The organism is Mesorhizobium sp. BR1-1-16, from assembly GCF_020165495.1.
Lineage (GTDB): Bacteria > Pseudomonadota > Alphaproteobacteria > Rhizobiales > Kaistiaceae > Kaistia.
On the sequence record NZ_JAIUIE010000001.1, the window covers coordinates 570,756 to 586,048 of the forward strand.

13 protein-coding genes are annotated in these 15,293 nt (G+C 65.6%); 6 read left to right on the forward strand and 7 right to left on the reverse strand.

Annotated features, from left to right (window positions below; genetic code table 11):
- Positions 1–15 precede the first annotated feature (15 nt).
- From LB518_RS02855 to LB518_RS02880, 6 genes are all read right to left on the reverse strand, one after another.
- Positions 16–1,443 (reverse strand): gamma-aminobutyraldehyde dehydrogenase, encoded by a 1,428-nt coding sequence (locus LB518_RS02855; RefSeq protein WP_224572786.1) that lies wholly within the window; start codon positions 1,441–1,443, stop codon positions 16–18.
- A gap of 15 nt (positions 1,444–1,458) precedes the next feature.
- Positions 1,459–2,271, reverse strand: coding sequence for an ABC transporter permease (locus LB518_RS02860; protein WP_224572788.1), 813 nt, complete (start codon positions 2,269–2,271; stop codon positions 1,459–1,461).
- Positions 2,261–3,208, reverse strand: coding sequence for an ABC transporter permease (locus LB518_RS02865; protein ID WP_224572790.1), 948 nt, complete (start codon positions 3,206–3,208; stop codon positions 2,261–2,263). Before LB518_RS02865 ends, LB518_RS02860 begins: the two co-directional genes overlap by 11 nt.
- Positions 3,205–4,194 carry an ABC transporter ATP-binding protein gene (locus LB518_RS02870; protein ID WP_224572792.1) on the reverse strand — a complete coding sequence of 330 codons (990 nt, stop codon included), beginning with the start codon at positions 4,192–4,194 and terminating at the stop codon, positions 3,205–3,207. The genes LB518_RS02865 and LB518_RS02870 overlap by 4 nt, the downstream gene beginning before the upstream one ends.
- A 128-nt stretch (positions 4,195–4,322) precedes the next feature.
- On the reverse strand, positions 4,323–5,471 hold the full coding sequence (locus tag LB518_RS02875; RefSeq protein WP_224572794.1) for an ABC transporter substrate-binding protein: 1,149 nt from the start codon (positions 5,469–5,471) through the stop codon (positions 4,323–4,325).
- 174 nt (positions 5,472–5,645) lie between these two features.
- Positions 5,646–7,151, reverse strand: coding sequence for a CoA-acylating methylmalonate-semialdehyde dehydrogenase (locus LB518_RS02880; RefSeq protein ID WP_286198537.1), 1,506 nt, complete (start codon positions 7,149–7,151; stop codon positions 5,646–5,648).
- A gap of 100 nt (positions 7,152–7,251) precedes the next feature.
- Between LB518_RS02880 and LB518_RS02885 the strand changes: the two genes are divergently transcribed.
- The 4 genes from LB518_RS02885 to lhgD all read left to right on the forward strand — a co-directional run bounded on the left by LB518_RS02885 (position 7,252) and on the right by lhgD (position 11,957).
- Positions 7,252–8,184 carry a LysR family transcriptional regulator gene (locus LB518_RS02885; protein WP_224572795.1) on the forward strand — a complete coding sequence of 311 codons (933 nt, stop codon included), beginning with the start codon at positions 7,252–7,254 and terminating at the stop codon, positions 8,182–8,184.
- Between the two features lie 68 nt (positions 8,185–8,252).
- Entirely contained in the window at positions 8,253–9,698 is a 1,446-nt protein-coding gene (locus tag LB518_RS02890) for a mannitol dehydrogenase family protein (RefSeq protein WP_224572797.1), read from the forward strand.
- 96 nt (positions 9,699–9,794) lie between these two features.
- Positions 9,795–10,667, forward strand: a complete 873-nt coding sequence (locus tag LB518_RS02895) for an aldo/keto reductase (RefSeq protein ID WP_224572799.1) — start codon at positions 9,795–9,797, stop codon at positions 10,665–10,667.
- A gap of 87 nt (positions 10,668–10,754) precedes the next feature.
- Positions 10,755–11,957, forward strand: a complete 1,203-nt coding sequence (gene lhgD / locus LB518_RS02900) for an L-2-hydroxyglutarate dehydrogenase (RefSeq protein ID WP_224574268.1) — start codon at positions 10,755–10,757, stop codon at positions 11,955–11,957.
- Here lhgD and LB518_RS02905 read toward each other — a convergent pair whose 3' ends face one another.
- Complete coding sequence (locus LB518_RS02905) at positions 11,958–14,003, reverse strand: NAD(+) synthase (protein WP_224572807.1); 2,046 nt, start codon at positions 14,001–14,003, stop codon at positions 11,958–11,960.
- A gap of 106 nt (positions 14,004–14,109) precedes the next feature.
- On the opposite strand from LB518_RS02905, the gene LB518_RS02910 reads away from it, so the two are divergent.
- A complete protein-coding gene (locus LB518_RS02910; RefSeq protein WP_224572809.1) occupies positions 14,110–14,247 on the forward strand; it encodes a hypothetical protein in 138 nt (45 codons plus the stop codon).
- Positions 14,216–15,289 carry an NAD(P)-dependent alcohol dehydrogenase gene (locus tag LB518_RS02915; protein WP_224572810.1) on the forward strand — a complete coding sequence of 358 codons (1,074 nt, stop codon included), beginning with the start codon at positions 14,216–14,218 and terminating at the stop codon, positions 15,287–15,289. Before LB518_RS02910 ends, LB518_RS02915 begins: the two co-directional genes overlap by 32 nt.
- Positions 15,290–15,293: the final 4 nt, after the last annotated feature.

Sequence of the window (15,293 nt, forward strand, 5' to 3'; positions counted from 1 at the left end):
TCAGACCGCGCTGGGCTACCCATGCGCGATCATCACGTGGCGGACGACGGTGTAGTCCTCCAGCGCGTAGGATGAGAGGTCCTTGCCGTAGCCGGACTGCTTGAGGCCGCCATGCGGCATCTCGCTGACGAGCATGAAATGCGTGTTGACCCAGGTGCAGCCATATTGGAGTCGCGCCGCAGTCTGCATGGCGCGGTCGATGTCCTTGGTCCAGATGGAGGAGGCGAGGCCGTAGTCGGACTCGTTGGCCCAGGTGACCGCGTCGTCGGGATCGGTAAAGCGCGTCACCGAGACGACCGGACCGAACACCTCGCGGCGCACGATCTCGTCTGATTGCAGCGCCCCGGCGACGACCGTCGGTTCGAAATAGAAGCCTGAGCCGGCGCCCACATGGCCGCCGGTGGCAATCTCGATGTGCTTTTCCGCCGATGCGCGCTCGACGAAGCCTTTGACGCGGTCGCGCTGGCGCGCCGAGATCAGCGGTCCAAGTTCGTTCTTCGTGTCATCGGCATTGTTGTAGGTCAGCGTCGAGACGGCCGAGGCGAGGTCTGCGACGAGCTTGTCGTGGATCTTCGCGCCGGCATAGATCCGGCAGGCGGCGGTGCAATCCTGCCCGGCATTGTAATAGCCGAAGGCGCGGAGGCCATTAACGACGGCATCGAGATCGGCGTCGTCATAGACGATCACCGGCGCTTTGCCGCCGAGCTCCAGATGGGTGCGCTTCACGGTGCTCGAAGCCGCCTGGATGACCTTCTTGCCGGTGCCGATATCGCCGGTGACCGAGATCATGTCGACGCCGGGATGGTTGATCAGCGCATTGCCGACGGTGGCGCCACGGCCGAGCACGATGTTGACGACGCCTTCCGGCAGCACGGCGGCGATGGTCTCGGCGAGGCGAAGTGCGGTCAGCGGTGTCTGCTCGGAGGGCTTGAAGACGACGGTGTTGCCGGCGGCAAGGGCCGGGGCCAGCTTCCACGCCATCATCATCAGCGGGTAGTTCCACGGCGCGATCGAGGCGACGACGCCGATCGGATCGCGGCGGATCATCGAGGTATGGCCCGGCAGGTATTCGCCCGCGACCTGGCCATGCATGGTGCGCACAGCGCCGGCGAAAAAGCGGTAGCAGTCGACGATCGCGGGGATTTCGTCATTCAGGACGGCATTGATCGGCTTGCCGCAATTCTCCGCCTCGATCGCCGCGAACGCCGCCGCATCAGCCTCGATATCGGAGGCAATCCTGAGGAGATAGGCCGCGCGCTGCGCCGGCGTGGTCCGCGACCAACCCGCGAAGGCCTTGCGCGCCGCGGCGACGGCCGCGTCGACCTGCGCGGTTGAGGCTTCGTTCAGCGTCAGGATGGTGGCGCCGGTGCGCGGATTGAGGATCGCTTCCTCGGCCTCGGTGCCGTCCTCGAACCGTGATCCGATCAGCATGGCGTGCTGCATGACGTCTCTCCTGGATTATTTGCCAGAGCCGGCGATCTCGTCGCCACCCCGGGTGAGATAGAAGGCCGCGAGAATCGGCAGGAAGGTGGCGGCGACGACGAACATCGCGACAACATTGGTCACCGGGCGCTGGCGCGGGCGGATCAGCTCTTCCAGCATCCAGAGCGGCAATGTCTGCTGCTGCCCCGCCGTGAAAGTGGTGACGATGACCTCGTCGAAGGAAAGGGCGAAGGCGAGCATGCCGCCGGCGAGCAGCGCCGTGCCGATATTCGGCAGGATGACATGGCGGAAGGTCTGGAAGCCATCGGCGCCGAGATCCATCGAGGCTTCGACCAGCGAGGCCGAGGTGCGCCGGAAGCGGGCGACGGCGTTGTTGTAGACCACGACGATGCAGAAGGTCGCGTGCCCCAGCACGATGGTCCAGAACGAAAACGGGATCGAAAAGGTCGAGAAGGCCGAGCGGAGCGCGATGCCCGTGATGATGCCGGGGAGGGCGATCGGCAGGATCACTAAGAGCGAGATCGTCTCGCGGCCGAAGAAGCGCGTTCGGCTCACGGCGGCGGCGGTCAGTGTCCCGAGCACGAGCGCCAGCGCTGTCGCGACGGCGGCGACCTGCAGCGAGAGAAGGAGCGCGGCTGAGATGTCCGGACGCGCCCAGGCGACCGCGAACCATTTCAGCGTCAGTCCCGGCGGCGGCCAGACGAAGCTCTTCTCTTCGGTTGTGAAGGCATAGACGAAGATGATGGCGAGCGGCGCCAGCAGATAGACGAGCCCGCCGGCGGCGGCGAGGCGGAGCAGGAGAGGGGCGCGGTCGCCGTCAGAGCGCATCGAAGGCTCCGAGCCGCTTCGCGACGGTGAGATAGATCCCCATGATGACGATCGGGACCACGGTGAAGGCCGCGGCGAGGGGGATGTTGCCGGCGGTGCCCTGCTGCGTGTAGACGGCCTGGCCGATGAAGAGGCGCGAGGTCCCGACGATCTGCGGGATGATGTAGTCGCCGAGCGTCAGCGAGAAGGTGAAGATCGAGCCGGCGACGATGCCGGGAAAGGCCAGTGGCAGGATAACGTTGCGGAAGGTCATCGCAGGCGTGCCGCCAAGATCGGAGCTGGCGTCGATCAGATTGGCCGGAACGCGCTCCAACGCCGCCTGCGTCGGCAGGATCATGTAGGGCAGCCAGATATAGACGAAGACGAGGAACGTCCCGATATAGCTGACCGAAAGCGAGTTGCCGCCAATGCCTGGGATGGCGAGGATCGCGTCGAGCAGCCATGAAATGTGCAGCTTCGCGAACAGCCAGGTCAGGATGCCCTCTTTGGCGAGGATCAGCTTCCAGGCATAGACCTTGACCAGATAGCTCGACCAGAGCGGCAGCATGATGCCGAGATAGAACAACGCCTTCCATTTGCCGCGGGCATAGCGCGCCGCGACATAGGCGATCGGGAAGGCGATGATCGCGGAGGCGACTGTCACCAGCGCCGCCATGATCACCGTGCGGAGGATGATGTCGAAATTCGACGGCCGCAACAGTTCCGCATAGGTCGCGAGGGTGAATTCCGGCACCACGAGGCCGGAGAATTCGTCGAGCGAATAGAAGCTCTGCAACAGGAGCGTCAGCAGCGAACCGATATAGACGATGCCGAGCCACAGCACGGGCGGCAGCAGCATGAGCGCGACGAGCAAGCCCGGCCGGCGCCAGAAGAGGTCACCGAGCCGGCCGGCGAGCGATTGCGGCGGCGGTGTCCAGCCAGTGTCGAGCGCGCTCAAGGCTCTGTGCCCATCAGATGGAGCGCAACGCTATCGAAACCGAGCCCGATCGTATCGCCTTCGCCGGGCAGGTCAGCGCCGGAGGGCACGATCGCATGGAGCTTCAATCCCACGGCCTCGATGGCGAGGCGCGTGACGGGGCCGAGATAGCTGCGCGCAACGACCGTGCCGGTGAGCCGCGCTTCGCCGCCGAGCCGGATCGCCTCCGGGCGGAGGCTGGCAAAGCGGCGAACCCCTGCGAGCCGTTCGACGAGATCGGGCGGCAACACGTTGGACGACCCGACAAAATCGGCGACGAAGGGGGTGTCGGGCCGCTGGTAGATATCCTCGGGCGTTCCGACCTGCCGGATGCGGCCATCGCTGAACACAGCGACGCGGTCAGCCATCGACAGCGCCTCGCCCTGGTCATGCGTGACGAAAACGAAGGTGATGCCGAGGCGCTTCTGCAGGCTCTTCAGTTCCTCCTGCATGCTTTCGCGCAGTTTCAGGTCAAGCGCGCCGAGCGGCTCGTCGAGCAGCAGCACCTTCGGCTTGTTGACGATGGCGCGGGCAAGCGCAACGCGCTGGCGCTGGCCGCCGGAAAGCTGCCCCGGCCGCCGCGCGCCATAGCCGCCGAGCTGCACGAGATCGAGCGCAGCCTCCGCCGTCTTCAGCCGCTCCGCCTTCGGCACCTTCCGCAGCATCAGCGAATAAGCGACGTTCTCGATCACATTCATATGCGGGAACAGCGCATAGTCCTGGAACACAGTGTTGACGCTGCGCCGATAGGGCGGGACGCCCTCGACCCGCTCGCCAAAAATCTCGATGTGGCCTGATGTCGGCTGCTCGAAGCCGGCGATGAGGCGGAGGCAGGTCGTCTTGCCCGAGCCGGACGGCCCCAACATGGCGAAGAACTCTCCCGCCTCGATATCGAGATCGACGGCGTCGAGGGCCTTCACGGCTCCGAAGTGGCGCGAGACGGCGCGGAGCGATACGGCGACTGTCATGATGCACGACCGGTGTCATTGCCGGGCTTGGCCCGGCAACACGGTCCCTTGCGCTGAAGCCTGGATTGCCGGGTCAGGCCCGGCAATGACAGGTGGGGCGGCTGCGAATGCCTGATCACCCTCGGAAACTACCCGCCCATCACCGCGATATAGTCGGATACCCAGCGCGAATAGGGAACGCAGGCATCCTGGCTGGTGCATTTGGCCACCGGCGTCTTCCAGAAGCGGATCTTCGAGAAATTGTCGAAGCCGTTGGTGGCGCAGCCGGCATCGGTCAGCAGTTCGTTGCCCTTGCAGGCGGCTGGCACCACCGGCACCGAGCCAAACCAGGCCGCGACATCGCCCTGGACCTTCGGAGAGAGCGAATGCTCCAGCCAGAGATACGCGCAATTCGGATGCGCGGCATTGGCAGCGAGCATCGTCGTGTCGGCCCAGCCCGTCGCGCCTTCGGCCGGAATGGTTGAGGCGATCGGCTGCTTGTCGAACTGCAGCGTGTTGACCTGGAACGGCCACGATGACGAGGCAACCACGCCTTCGGTCTTGAAATCGTCGACCTGCACGGCGGCGTCGTGCCAATAGCGGCCGACGAGCTTGCGCTGGTTCTTCAGGAGGTCGAGCGCGGCGGCATACTGGTCCTCGGTCAGCTCATAGGGGTCCTTGATGTTGAGCTCCGGCTTCTTGGCCATCAGATAGGTCGCGGCGTCGGCGATGTAGATCGGCCCGTCATAAGCCTGGACGCGGCCGGCATTTGGCTTGCCGTCGGGAAGGTCCTGCGGCTCGAAGACAACCGACCAACTGGTCGGCGCCTCCTTGAAGACGTTGGTGTTGTACATGAGGACATTCGGCCCCCACTGATAGGGGACGCCGTAGTGATCAGCGCCGACCGTGAACCACGGCGCGTTCTGCAGCCGCTCGTCCACCGTCGACCAACTCGGGATCAGCGCGGTATTGACCGGCACGACCTTCTTGCCTGCGACGAGGCGCAGCGATGCATCGCCCGATGCGGTCACGAGGTCGAAGCCGCCCTGGTTCATCAGCGTCACCATCTCGTCCGAGGTGGCAGCCGTCTTCACCGAAACCTTGCAGCCGGTCGATTTCTCGAAATCGGTGACCCAGTCATAGGCCTTGTCGCTCTCGCCACGCTCAATATAGCCGGGCCATGCGACGATGTTCAGAGCGCCTTCGCCGGCGCCGATTGTCGCCTGCTGCGCGGTCGCCTGGCCGACAAAGGCGGCAATGGCAGCAAGCGCGATCGTCGATTTGAGGATCGAGGTCATTTCGATGCTGTCTCCCTGTTCCCTGGGAGACGCGGGCTTCTCAAGTCCCGTCATTCCCCCTCTGTCGCCAGATTAGTCGGGAACGGCGGCTTGGCAAATGCCCTCAAGGGAGGGGCCGCCTTTCAAGGGGCGGCCCGTCCGTAATCAGTGCCTTGGTAATCAGTGCCTTGGCGATCAGCTCATCGTCGGCATGACGAAGTCGGCGCCCGCGCGGATGCCGGTCGGCCAGCGGGTCGTGATGGTCTTGAGCTTGGTATAGAAGCGGATGCCTTCCATGCCATGCATGTGATGATCGCCGAACAGCGACTGCTTCCAGCCGCCGAACGAATGGAACGCCATCGGCACGGGAATCGGCACGTTGATGCCGACCATGCCGACCTGGATCTGATGCGCGAATTCGCGCGCCGCATCGCCGTCGCGGGTGAAGATCGCCGTGCCGTTCCCGAAGGGATGGTCGTTGATCATCTTCGCGGCGGTGGCATAGTCAGGCGCGCGGGCAATGGCGAGCACCGGCCCGAAGATCTCTTCCTTGTAGATCGTCATGTCGGTCGTGACATTGTCGAACAGCGTGCCGCCAACGAAATAGCCGTCTTCGTAACCCTGGAGCTTCAGGCCGCGACCATCGACGACGAGCTTGGCGCCCTCGGCGACGCCGGCATCGATATAGCCGCGCACCTTGTCGAGATGTTGCTTCGTGACGAGCGGCCCCATCTCGGCTTCCGGATCCGTGCCCGGTCCGACCTTCAACGCGCGGATCTTCGGCTCAAGCTTGGCGATGAGCGCCTCTGCCGTCTTCTCGCCGATCGGGACAGCCACCGAGATCGCCATGCAACGCTCGCCGGCCGAGCCATAGGCGGCGCCCATCAGCGCGTCGACGGCCTGATCCATATCGGCGTCAGGCATGATGATCATGTGGTTCTTGGCACCGCCAAGCGCCTGGCAGCGCTTGCCGTTCTTCGCGGCGGTCTCATAGATGTAGCGTGCGATCGGCGTCGATCCGACGAAGCTGACGGCCTGGATATCGGGGTTGGTCAGGATGGCGTCGACGGCGTCCTTGCCGCCATGCACCACCTGGAAGACGCCGTCGGGCAGGCCAGCCTCCTTCAGCCAGTCGGCGATCACCAGCGAAGCCGAAGGGTCGCGCTCGGACGGCTTCAGGATGAAGCAGTTGCCGGCCGCGAGCGCGATCGGGAACATCCACATCGGCACCATGGCCGGGAAGTTGAACGGAGTGATGCCGGCGACGACGCCGAGCGGCTGGCGCAGCGAATGGCTGTCGACGCGCGTGCCGACATTCTCGGTCACTTCGCCCTTGAGAAGCTGCGGCGCGGCGGTCGCGAACTCGACCACTTCCATGCCGCGCTGGATCTCGCCCTTGGCATCGGAGAGCACCTTGCCATGCTCAGCCGTGATGACGGCCGCGAGATCATCGATCCGCTCTTCGATGATATGCAGGAACTTGTTCAGGATGCGCGCGCGGCGAAGCGGCGTCGTCGCGGCCCAGCCCGGCGCTGCCGCCCTGGCTGCGTCTGCCGCTGCCTTCACCTCGGCCTCGCCGCCGAGACGCACGGCCTTGGCTGCCGCGCCCGTCGCCGGATTGAACACCGGCTGCGTCGCCTCCGAGGCTCCGGCCGAGCGCTGGCCCGCGATGAAATGGTCGACGATCGGCAAGCTGGACATGGCGTCTCTCCGGATTGAACCCGCCTCTCCATGCAGCATTCGAATTCGCACAGCAATCGCCAGTCTTGCGGCTCCGTTGTGCAGAAATTAAAGTGGTAGGATGGATTGGGAGCGCATCCGCATTTTTCTCGCCGTCGCGCGCACCGGGCAGATCCTTGGCGCGGCGCGTCAGCTTGGGCTCAATCATGCCACCGTCTCGCGCCAGTTGACTGCGCTCGAGGAGGAGACCAAGGCTAAGCTGGTCGAGCGGCGCACCAATGGCTGCCAGCTGACGTCAGCCGGCGAGCAGCTGATGGCGGCGGCGGAGAGGGCGGAGTCCGAGTTTCTGCGGGTCGAGGCGGAGCTTTCCGGCGCGTCGGCGGGTATTGCCGGAACGGTGCGCGTCGGAGCGCCTGACGGACTCGGCAATTACTTTCTCGCCGCTGAGCTCGGCCGGCTCGCGACGGAACATGCCGAGCTGATCATCCAGCTCGTGCCGCTGCCCCGCACCTTCTCGCTGTCGCGGCGCGAGGCGGACATCGTCATCACGCTCGACCGGCCGGTGAGCGGCCGGCTCGTGGTGCGCAAGCTCACCGACTACAGCCTCGGCATCTATGCCTCCGATGCCTATCTGGCGCGCTCGGGCCCCATTCGCCGCGAGGCCGATCTCGCCGGGCGGCTCGTCGTCACCTATGTCGAGGACCTCGCCTATAGCCGCGCGCTCGACTATGCGGCGAAGCTCGCCCATGTCAGCAGCCGCCGCTATGAGTGCGGCAGCGTGGTCGGGCAGGTGGAGGCCGTAAGAGCCGGCGTCGGCGTCGGAATCCTGCACGATTACACGGCCGCGCTTTACCCTGAACTTCGCCGCCTGCTGCCGGAGATTGCCTTCCGTCGCAGCTATTGGCTGACGAGCCATCCGGATACGCATGAGACTCGCCGCGTCGCAGCCGTAGCCGATTATATCGCTGCTCGCGTGCGATCGGCGCGCCATGCTTTTCTGCCGGCGGATGGCGCGGCCGCGCCGGCCGGCAGCAAGGCCTCGTTGCCGGCATAGGCCGCTTGGCGGCGCGGCGCCGGTGTTCTATGCAGCCCTGCGACGATCCGCGTGGTGAGGAGACCCCGATGCGCCTTTCGAATGCGACGCTTGCCGGCCTGCCGGCTTCGGTGCGCCGGCCAGCCTATGCCCGCAATGCCGTCACGCCCGGCATCGTCCATCTCGGCGTCGGCGCGTTCCACCGTGCTCATCAGGCGGCGTATGTCGACGAATGTCTCGCGGCGGGCGAGACCGACTGGGGCATCGTCGGTGCCTCGCTCAGAAGCGCCGATACGCGCGATGCATTGGCGCCGCAGGACGGGCTCTACACACTTGCCGTGCGCGCGGATGATCGCGAGGAGCTGATCGTCATCGGCGCGCTGCTTCGCCTCTTCGTCGCGCCGGAGGATCCGGCTGTTCTTCTCGACGTGATGGTCGATCCCGCCGTGCGCATCGTCACGCTGACCGTCACGGAGAAGGCCTATCTCCGCAATGCGACCGGCGATCTCGACGCTGACCATCCGGACATCCGCGCCGATCTCGCCGCGCCGGCTTCGCCGCGCACCGCGCATGGTTTCATCGTGGAAGCGCTGGCCCGCCGCCGCGCGGCCGGGACGCCGGCATTCACCGTTCTCTCCTGCGACAACCTGCCGAACAACGGCGTCACCACGCGCCGCGTGATGGCGCAGTTCGCGGCGCTGCGCGATCCGGAACTCGGGTGCTTCGTCGCCGAGGAGGTCGCGTTCCCGTCCAGCATGGTCGATCGCATCGTCCCGGCAACGACGGATGCCGATCGCGCCCGCGTCAGCGCGGCGCTCGGCTTAACCGATGCCTGGCCGGTGCCGACCGAGCCTTTCATGCAATGGGTGGTCGAGGATCACTTCCCGGCGGGAAGGCCAGATTGGGAACGCTTCGGCGTCACCATGGTCGAGGACGTGACGCCCTATGAGGAAATGAAGCTGCGGCTGCTCAACGGCGCGCATTCCTCCATTGCCTATCTCGGGCAGCTGCTTGGCCATGAGACCGTCGCCGACGCGTTCGCCGATCCCGCAATCCGTCGCTTCGTCGACGGCATATGGCAGGATTTCATCGCCACATTGCCGGCGGATGCCGGCCTCGACACCGCCGACTATATCGAGCGCCTCGCCAGCCGCTTCGCCAATACCGCGCTCCGTCACCGCACGGCGCAGATCGCGAATGACGGCTCGCAGAAGCTGCCACAGCGGATCGTCGCGGCGACGCTCGATCGGATGGACGAGGGGCTCGGCGTCGATCGTTCAGCCTTCGCGCTCGCCACCTGGATCGCGGCGCTCGCCGGGCGTGGCACCCCGCCTGCCTTCACCGATCCGCTCGACGCGGTTCTCGCACCTCTGCTGAAAGCGGACGGCGATCCGGAGGTCGTGGTCGAGGCGGTGTTCGCTGCTGCGGGATTTGCTGCTGCCAGCCCGCATCGTGCGGCGCTGGTTGCCAAGACGGCCGCGGCGCTCGCGACCCTTCGCGATGTTGGCCCCGCACAGGCTCTCGCTTTGCTGTGATGCGGCGCGGCCTTGTCGACAAGGCGTGCGTGGCCTAGCTGAAGGACCGAGCCAAGGCGGCGCAAAGGACGGCGTCGCTCGCCAGGGAGCCTTCACATGACATCGTCGCTCAATGCATCCGCCTCCGGCACCTTCAAGGTCGGCGGCGAAATCGAAATCAACCGCCTCGGCTTTGGCGCGATGCGCGTCACCGGCCCGGGCATATGGGGGCCGCCTGCCGACCACGCTGAAGCGATCCGCACGCTGAAGCGCCTTCCCGAGATCGGCGTCAATTTCATCGATACGGCCAATTCCTACGGCCCAGACGTTTCCGAGGAGCTGCTTCGGGAGGCACTGCATCCCTATTCCGGCCTCCTGATCGCCACCAAAGGCGGCCTGACCCGCGAGGGGCCCAATCGCTGGACGCCCAAGGGCGACCCGACCTATCTGATCGAGGAAGCCAAGAAGAGCCTCAAGAAACTCGGCGTCGAGCAGATCGCGCTCTGGCAGCTTCATCGCATCGATCCGAAGGTGCCGCGCGCCGAACAGTTCGGCGCCGTGAAGCAGATGCTCGACGAAGGCATCATCGCGCATGCCGGCCTCAGCGAGGTTTCAGTGGCCGAAATCCAGGCTGCGAGCGCCGTCTTCCCGGTCGTAACCGTGCAGAACCGCTATAATCTCGTCGATCGCGACAGCGAGGACGTGCTCGACTATTGCGAGCGCGAGTCGATCGGCTTCATCCCGTGGGCGCCGCTCGCCTCTGGCAATCTGGCCCGACCGGGCTCGGTGCTTGATGAGACGGCCAAGGCGCTCGGCGCGACGCATTCGCAGGTGGCGCTCGCCTGGGTGTTGAAGCGCAGCCCCGTGATGCTGCCAATTCCCGGCACGTCCAAGGTTTCGCATCTCGAAGACAATGTCGCCGCCGCGGCGCTGACTTTGTCAGACGACGCCTTTGCGGCGCTTGATGCGGCGGCGCGCGGCTCATCCTGATCATTTGAGGGACTTCCCGTCGGCGCCAAGGAGTGAAACTCTGCGCTGCCGGCGGGCAACCGCCTTTCTGGATCGGGAGCGAGCGTGATCTACGATTACTGCGTTATCGGCGGCGGCATCGTCGGCCTCGCGACCGCCATGCAATTGCTCGCGCGTGATCCAGGCGCCAGCCTTGTGCTCATCGAGAAGGAAGCGGCGCTTGCCCAGCATCAGACGGGCCATAATTCCGGCGTCATCCATGCCGGCGTCTATTATGCGCCCGGCAGCCTGAAGGCCGAACTGTGCCGCGCGGGCTCGGCGGCGACCAAGGCCTTCTGCCTCAGCCACGACGTGCCCTTCCGCACCTGCGGCAAGCTGATCGTCGCCACCAACGATGCCGAGCATACCCGCCTGCTGGCGCTCGAGGAGCGCGCCGGCCGCAATGGCATCGAGGTGATCCGCCTCGACAAGGCCGGGCTCGCCGAACGGGAGCCGGAGATCGAGGGTGTCAGCGCACTGCACGTTCCCTCATCGGCGATCGTCGATTATCGCCTTGTCTGCGCTGCCATGGGGCGGCGGATCGCAGCGTCCGGCGGCGAAGTCCGCCTCGGCGAACGGGTCATCGGCATTGCCGAGCATGGCGCCGGGGTGCGGGTCTCGACCGACAAGGGCGAGGTCGAGGCGAAGATGCTGGTTGCCTGCGCCGGGCTGCAGTCGGACCGGCTCGCGACCCTTGCCGGCCTACCGATCAGCCATCGCATCGTACCATTCCGCGGCGAATATTACGTGCTCGCCAAGAAGCACGAGAACCGCATTCGCCACCTCATCTATCCGACGCCCGATCCGGCGCTGCCCTTCCTCGGGATTCACCTGACGCTGATGATCGACGGATCGGTGACGGTCGGCCCCAACGCCGTGCTCGGCCTTTCGCGCGAGCGGCAAGGCAAGTGGGAGATGGATGCGGCGGACCTTCGCGCCATGGCGGGCTTCGGCGGCTTCTGGAAGATGGCCGCTGCGAACTGGCGCACGGCTGCGTCCGAATTCGTCAATTCGGTCAACAAGCGCGGCTATCTGGAACAGTGCCGCAAATACTACCCCGCGCTCGAACTGGACGATCTCCAGCCTTATCCCGCCGGCATCCGCGCCCAGGCTGTCGAGGCCGACGGACGCATGGTCGAGGATTTCGTCATGGTCGAGAGCGCGCGCATGCTCCATGTCTGCAACGCGCCATCGCCTGCCGCCACCTCGGCGCTGCCGATCGCCGGCCGCATCGTCGATCGCATCGAGACGAAGCGCGCTGCACTCGCCTGATCATTCCAAGGGGACGTTTGCTTCCAGCTCGTCCAGCCAGACCTTCGCTTCCGCATCCGACGGCATGCGCCAGTCGCCGCGCGGCGACAGCGAGCCGCCTGACGACATCTTCGGCCCGTTCGGGATCGTCGAGCGCTTGAACTGGTTGGCGAAGAAGCGGCGAATGAACACCTGCATCCACTTGCGGATTTCGGCGAGCGAATAGGCGCGCTGCTCGTCCGCCGGCATATCCTTCGGCCAGGGTCCGCGCGTGGCATCGCTCCAGGCGTGATGGGCGAGGAAGGCGATCTTCGACGGACGGAAGCCAAAGCGCGTCAGGTAATAGAGCGTGAAGTCCTGCAGCGGGTAGGGACCGACGATCGCCTGCGTCGACTGGATCGGCTTGCCGTCGGCAACCGGCACGAGTTCCGGCGAAATCTCGGTCGCGAGGATCGCATAGAGCGTCGCCGCCGCCTCCGCGCTGACGTCGCCCGATATCGCGACGAAGCGGATGAGATGCTGGATCAGTGTCTTCGAGACTGACGCGTTGACGTTGTAGTGCGACATGTGATCGCCGACGCCGAAGGTGCACCATCCAAGCGCCAGCTCCGACAGATCGCCGGTGCCGACGACGAGACCGTGATGCTGGTTGGCGAGGCGGAAGAGGTAGTCGGTCCTGAGCCCCGCCTGCACATTCTCGAAGGTCACGTCATAGACCGGCTCGCCGCCGGCAAAGGGATGGCCAAGATCGGTCAGCATCTGCCGCGCGGCAGGGCGAATATCGATCTCGGCGGCACTGACGCCAAGCGCCCGCATCAGCGACCAAGCGTTCGACTTGGTGTGATCGGACGTCGCGAAGCCGGGCAGGGTATAGGCGAGGATGTTTTCGCGCGGCAGGCCGAGCCGGTCCATCGCCCGCGCCGCCACGATCAGCGCCTGCGTCGAATCAAGACCGCCCGAGACGCCGATGACGCAATGCTTGAGGCCGGTCGCCGAAAGGCGCTTGGCGAGGCCCTGCACCTGGATGTTGTAGGCCTCGTAGCAATCCTCTGCGAGCCGCGCGGGATCCGCCGGCACGAAGGGGAAACGCTCCACCACGCGGGAGAGTGCGACCGGCGGCTCCGGCGCGTCGAGCGTGAAGGCTGCCGTGCGGAAGCGAGGTGCGCGCGGTCCTTCGAGGGCGACGCAGTCGCCATAGCTGGTAAGGCGCATCCGCTCCTGCCGCAGGCGGCCGAGATCGATGTCGGCGACCGCCATCGTCGCCTCGATGGCGAAACGCTCGGTCTCGGCGAGCAAAACGCCGTTCTCGAAGATCGAGGCCTGACCGTCCCAGGCGAGGTCCGTTGTCGATTCCCCGGGTCCGGCCGCCGAATAGGCATAGGCGCTCGCCGTCCGCGCCGAGTGGCTCGCGCAGAGCAGGCGCCGCGTATCGGCCTTGCCGATGGTGATGTTGGAAGCCGAAAGGTTGAGCAGTACTTCCGCGCCGGCGAGCGCCGCATGGGTCGAGGGTGGCAGCGGAACCCAGATGTCCTCGCAGATCTCGGCATGGAAGGTGAACGGCACGCTGCCGGTCGAGCGGAACAGCAGGTCGGTGCCGAAGGGAACGTCATGGCGGTCGATGGCGATTGCGAGACCGGTGACGCCGGCGCCGGACGTGAAGTGCCGCCGCTCGTAGAATTCGCGATAATTCGGGAGATAAGTCTTCGGCACCGCACCGAGAATGGTGCCGCGATGGATGATGACGGCGCAGTTGTAGAGCCGGCCCTCGCGCCGCAGTGGCGCGCCGACGACCAGCACGGGAAAGAGCGCCTGCGAGGCCTCGGCAATCCGCCCGATCGCCCGCTCGACGGCATCGAGCAGTGCGTCCTGCAGCAGGAGATCGTCGATCGAATAGGAGGAGATGCCGAGCTCGGGAAAGAGCATCAGCGCGACGCCGGCCGCGTCACCCTCAGTGGCGAGCCGCACCGTTTCGCTGGCTGCGAAATCCGGATCCGCCACGGCGCCGCGCGGCACGACCGATGCGATGCGCAGGAAATCATGGCTGTAGAGCGAGGCGAACGGCTTCATCGGCATCTTTCCACTTCAATCAGCGGTTTCGGCGTATCGCGCCCGCCGCGTCGCGACAAGGCCCTCTCGCGGCTTTGCGGCCCAGAGTGCGTCATCGTCGGAAAGCTTGATCGGCATCAATGTCGCGCCGGCAGGACAGACCATGCTGCGCGCGATCCGCCGCAACGGCTTCCCCGGGCCGGCGGCCCTTCGCAAAAAAAGGATGGACGAGCATGCCCAAGATGAAAGCTGCGATCTTCGTTGAAGCCGGCCGCATCGTGCTTGACGAGAAACCCATTCCCGATATTGGGCCGCTCGACGCGCTGGTACGCCTCACCACGACGACGATCTGCGGCACGGATGTGCACATCCTGAAGGGCGAATATCCGGTCGCGAAGGGCCTCACCATCGGCCACGAGCCGGTCGGCATCATCGAAAAGCTGGGATCGGCGGTCGCCGGTTTCAAGGAAGGCCAGCGGGTCATTGCCGGCGCGATCACGCCGAGCTTCACATCGAACGCCTGCATGTGCGGCTGTGCTTCACAGGATGGCGCGGGCACGAAGCATGGCTTCAAGGCGATGGGCGGCTGGCGGTTCGGCAATACCATCGACGGCGCGCAGGCGGAATATATCCGCGTCCCCGACGCGACCGCAAATCTCTCGCCCGTACCTGATGGACTGACCGACGAGCAGGTGCTGATGTGCCCTGACATCATGTCGACGGGCTTCTCGGGCGCCGAGAATGGCAGCATCAGGATCGGCGATACCGTCGTCGTCTTCGCGCTTGGGCCGATCGGCCTTTGCGCTGTTGCGGGGGCAAAGCTTCTGGGTGCGACCACCATTATTGGCGTCGATACGGTCCCCGCGCGTCTCGCTGTTGCGAAGAAGCTCGGCTGCGACCATGTCGTCGACTTCAAGGCCGGCGACCCGGTCGAGCAGATCATGGCGATCACCGATGGTCGCGGCGTCGATGTCGCGATCGAGGCGCTCGGCACGCAACAGACCTTCGAATCGGCCCTTCGTTCGCTCCGTCCGGGCGGCACCCTGTCCAGCCTCGGCGTCTATTCGACCGATCTGAAGATCCCGCTTGCAGCCTTCTCAGCGGGCCTCGGCGACAACAAGATCGTCACCTCGCTCTGCCCGGGCGGCAAGGAACGCATGCGCCGCCTGATGGGCGTCGTCGCCTCGGGTCGCATCGATCTGACGCCGCTGGTCACTCACCGCTTCAAGCTCGACGATATCGAAGCGGCCTATGACCTGTTCTCGCATCAGCGCGACGGCGTTCTGAAGGTCGCGATCACGCCCTGAGCGG

What these genes read in the sequence shown, in the direction of transcription:
- LB518_RS02855 (WP_224572786.1), bottom strand. Translation starts at nt 1,443, where the DNA reads ATGCAGCACGCCATGCTGATCGGATCACGGTTCGAGGACGGCACCGAG.
- LB518_RS02860 (WP_224572788.1), bottom strand. Translation starts at nt 2,271, where the DNA reads ATGCGCTCTGACGGCGACCGCGCCCCTCTCCTGCTCCGCCTCGCCGCC.
- LB518_RS02870 (WP_224572792.1), bottom strand. Translation starts at nt 4,194, where the DNA reads ATGACAGTCGCCGTATCGCTCCGCGCCGTCTCGCGCCACTTCGGAGCC.
- LB518_RS02875 (WP_224572794.1), bottom strand. Translation starts at nt 5,471, where the DNA reads ATGACCTCGATCCTCAAATCGACGATCGCGCTTGCTGCCATTGCCGCC.
- LB518_RS02880 (WP_286198537.1), bottom strand. Translation starts at nt 7,151, where the DNA reads ATGTCCAGCTTGCCGATCGTCGACCATTTCATCGCGGGCCAGCGCTCG.
- LB518_RS02885 (WP_224572795.1), top strand. Translation starts at nt 7,252, where the DNA reads ATGGATTGGGAGCGCATCCGCATTTTTCTCGCCGTCGCGCGCACCGGG.
- LB518_RS02890 (WP_224572797.1), top strand. Translation starts at nt 8,253, where the DNA reads ATGCGCCTTTCGAATGCGACGCTTGCCGGCCTGCCGGCTTCGGTGCGC.
- LB518_RS02895 (WP_224572799.1), top strand. Translation starts at nt 9,795, where the DNA reads ATGACATCGTCGCTCAATGCATCCGCCTCCGGCACCTTCAAGGTCGGC.
- LB518_RS02905 (WP_224572807.1), bottom strand. Translation starts at nt 14,003, where the DNA reads ATGAAGCCGTTCGCCTCGCTCTACAGCCATGATTTCCTGCGCATCGCA.
- LB518_RS02915 (WP_224572810.1), top strand. Translation starts at nt 14,216, where the DNA reads ATGCCCAAGATGAAAGCTGCGATCTTCGTTGAAGCCGGCCGCATCGTG.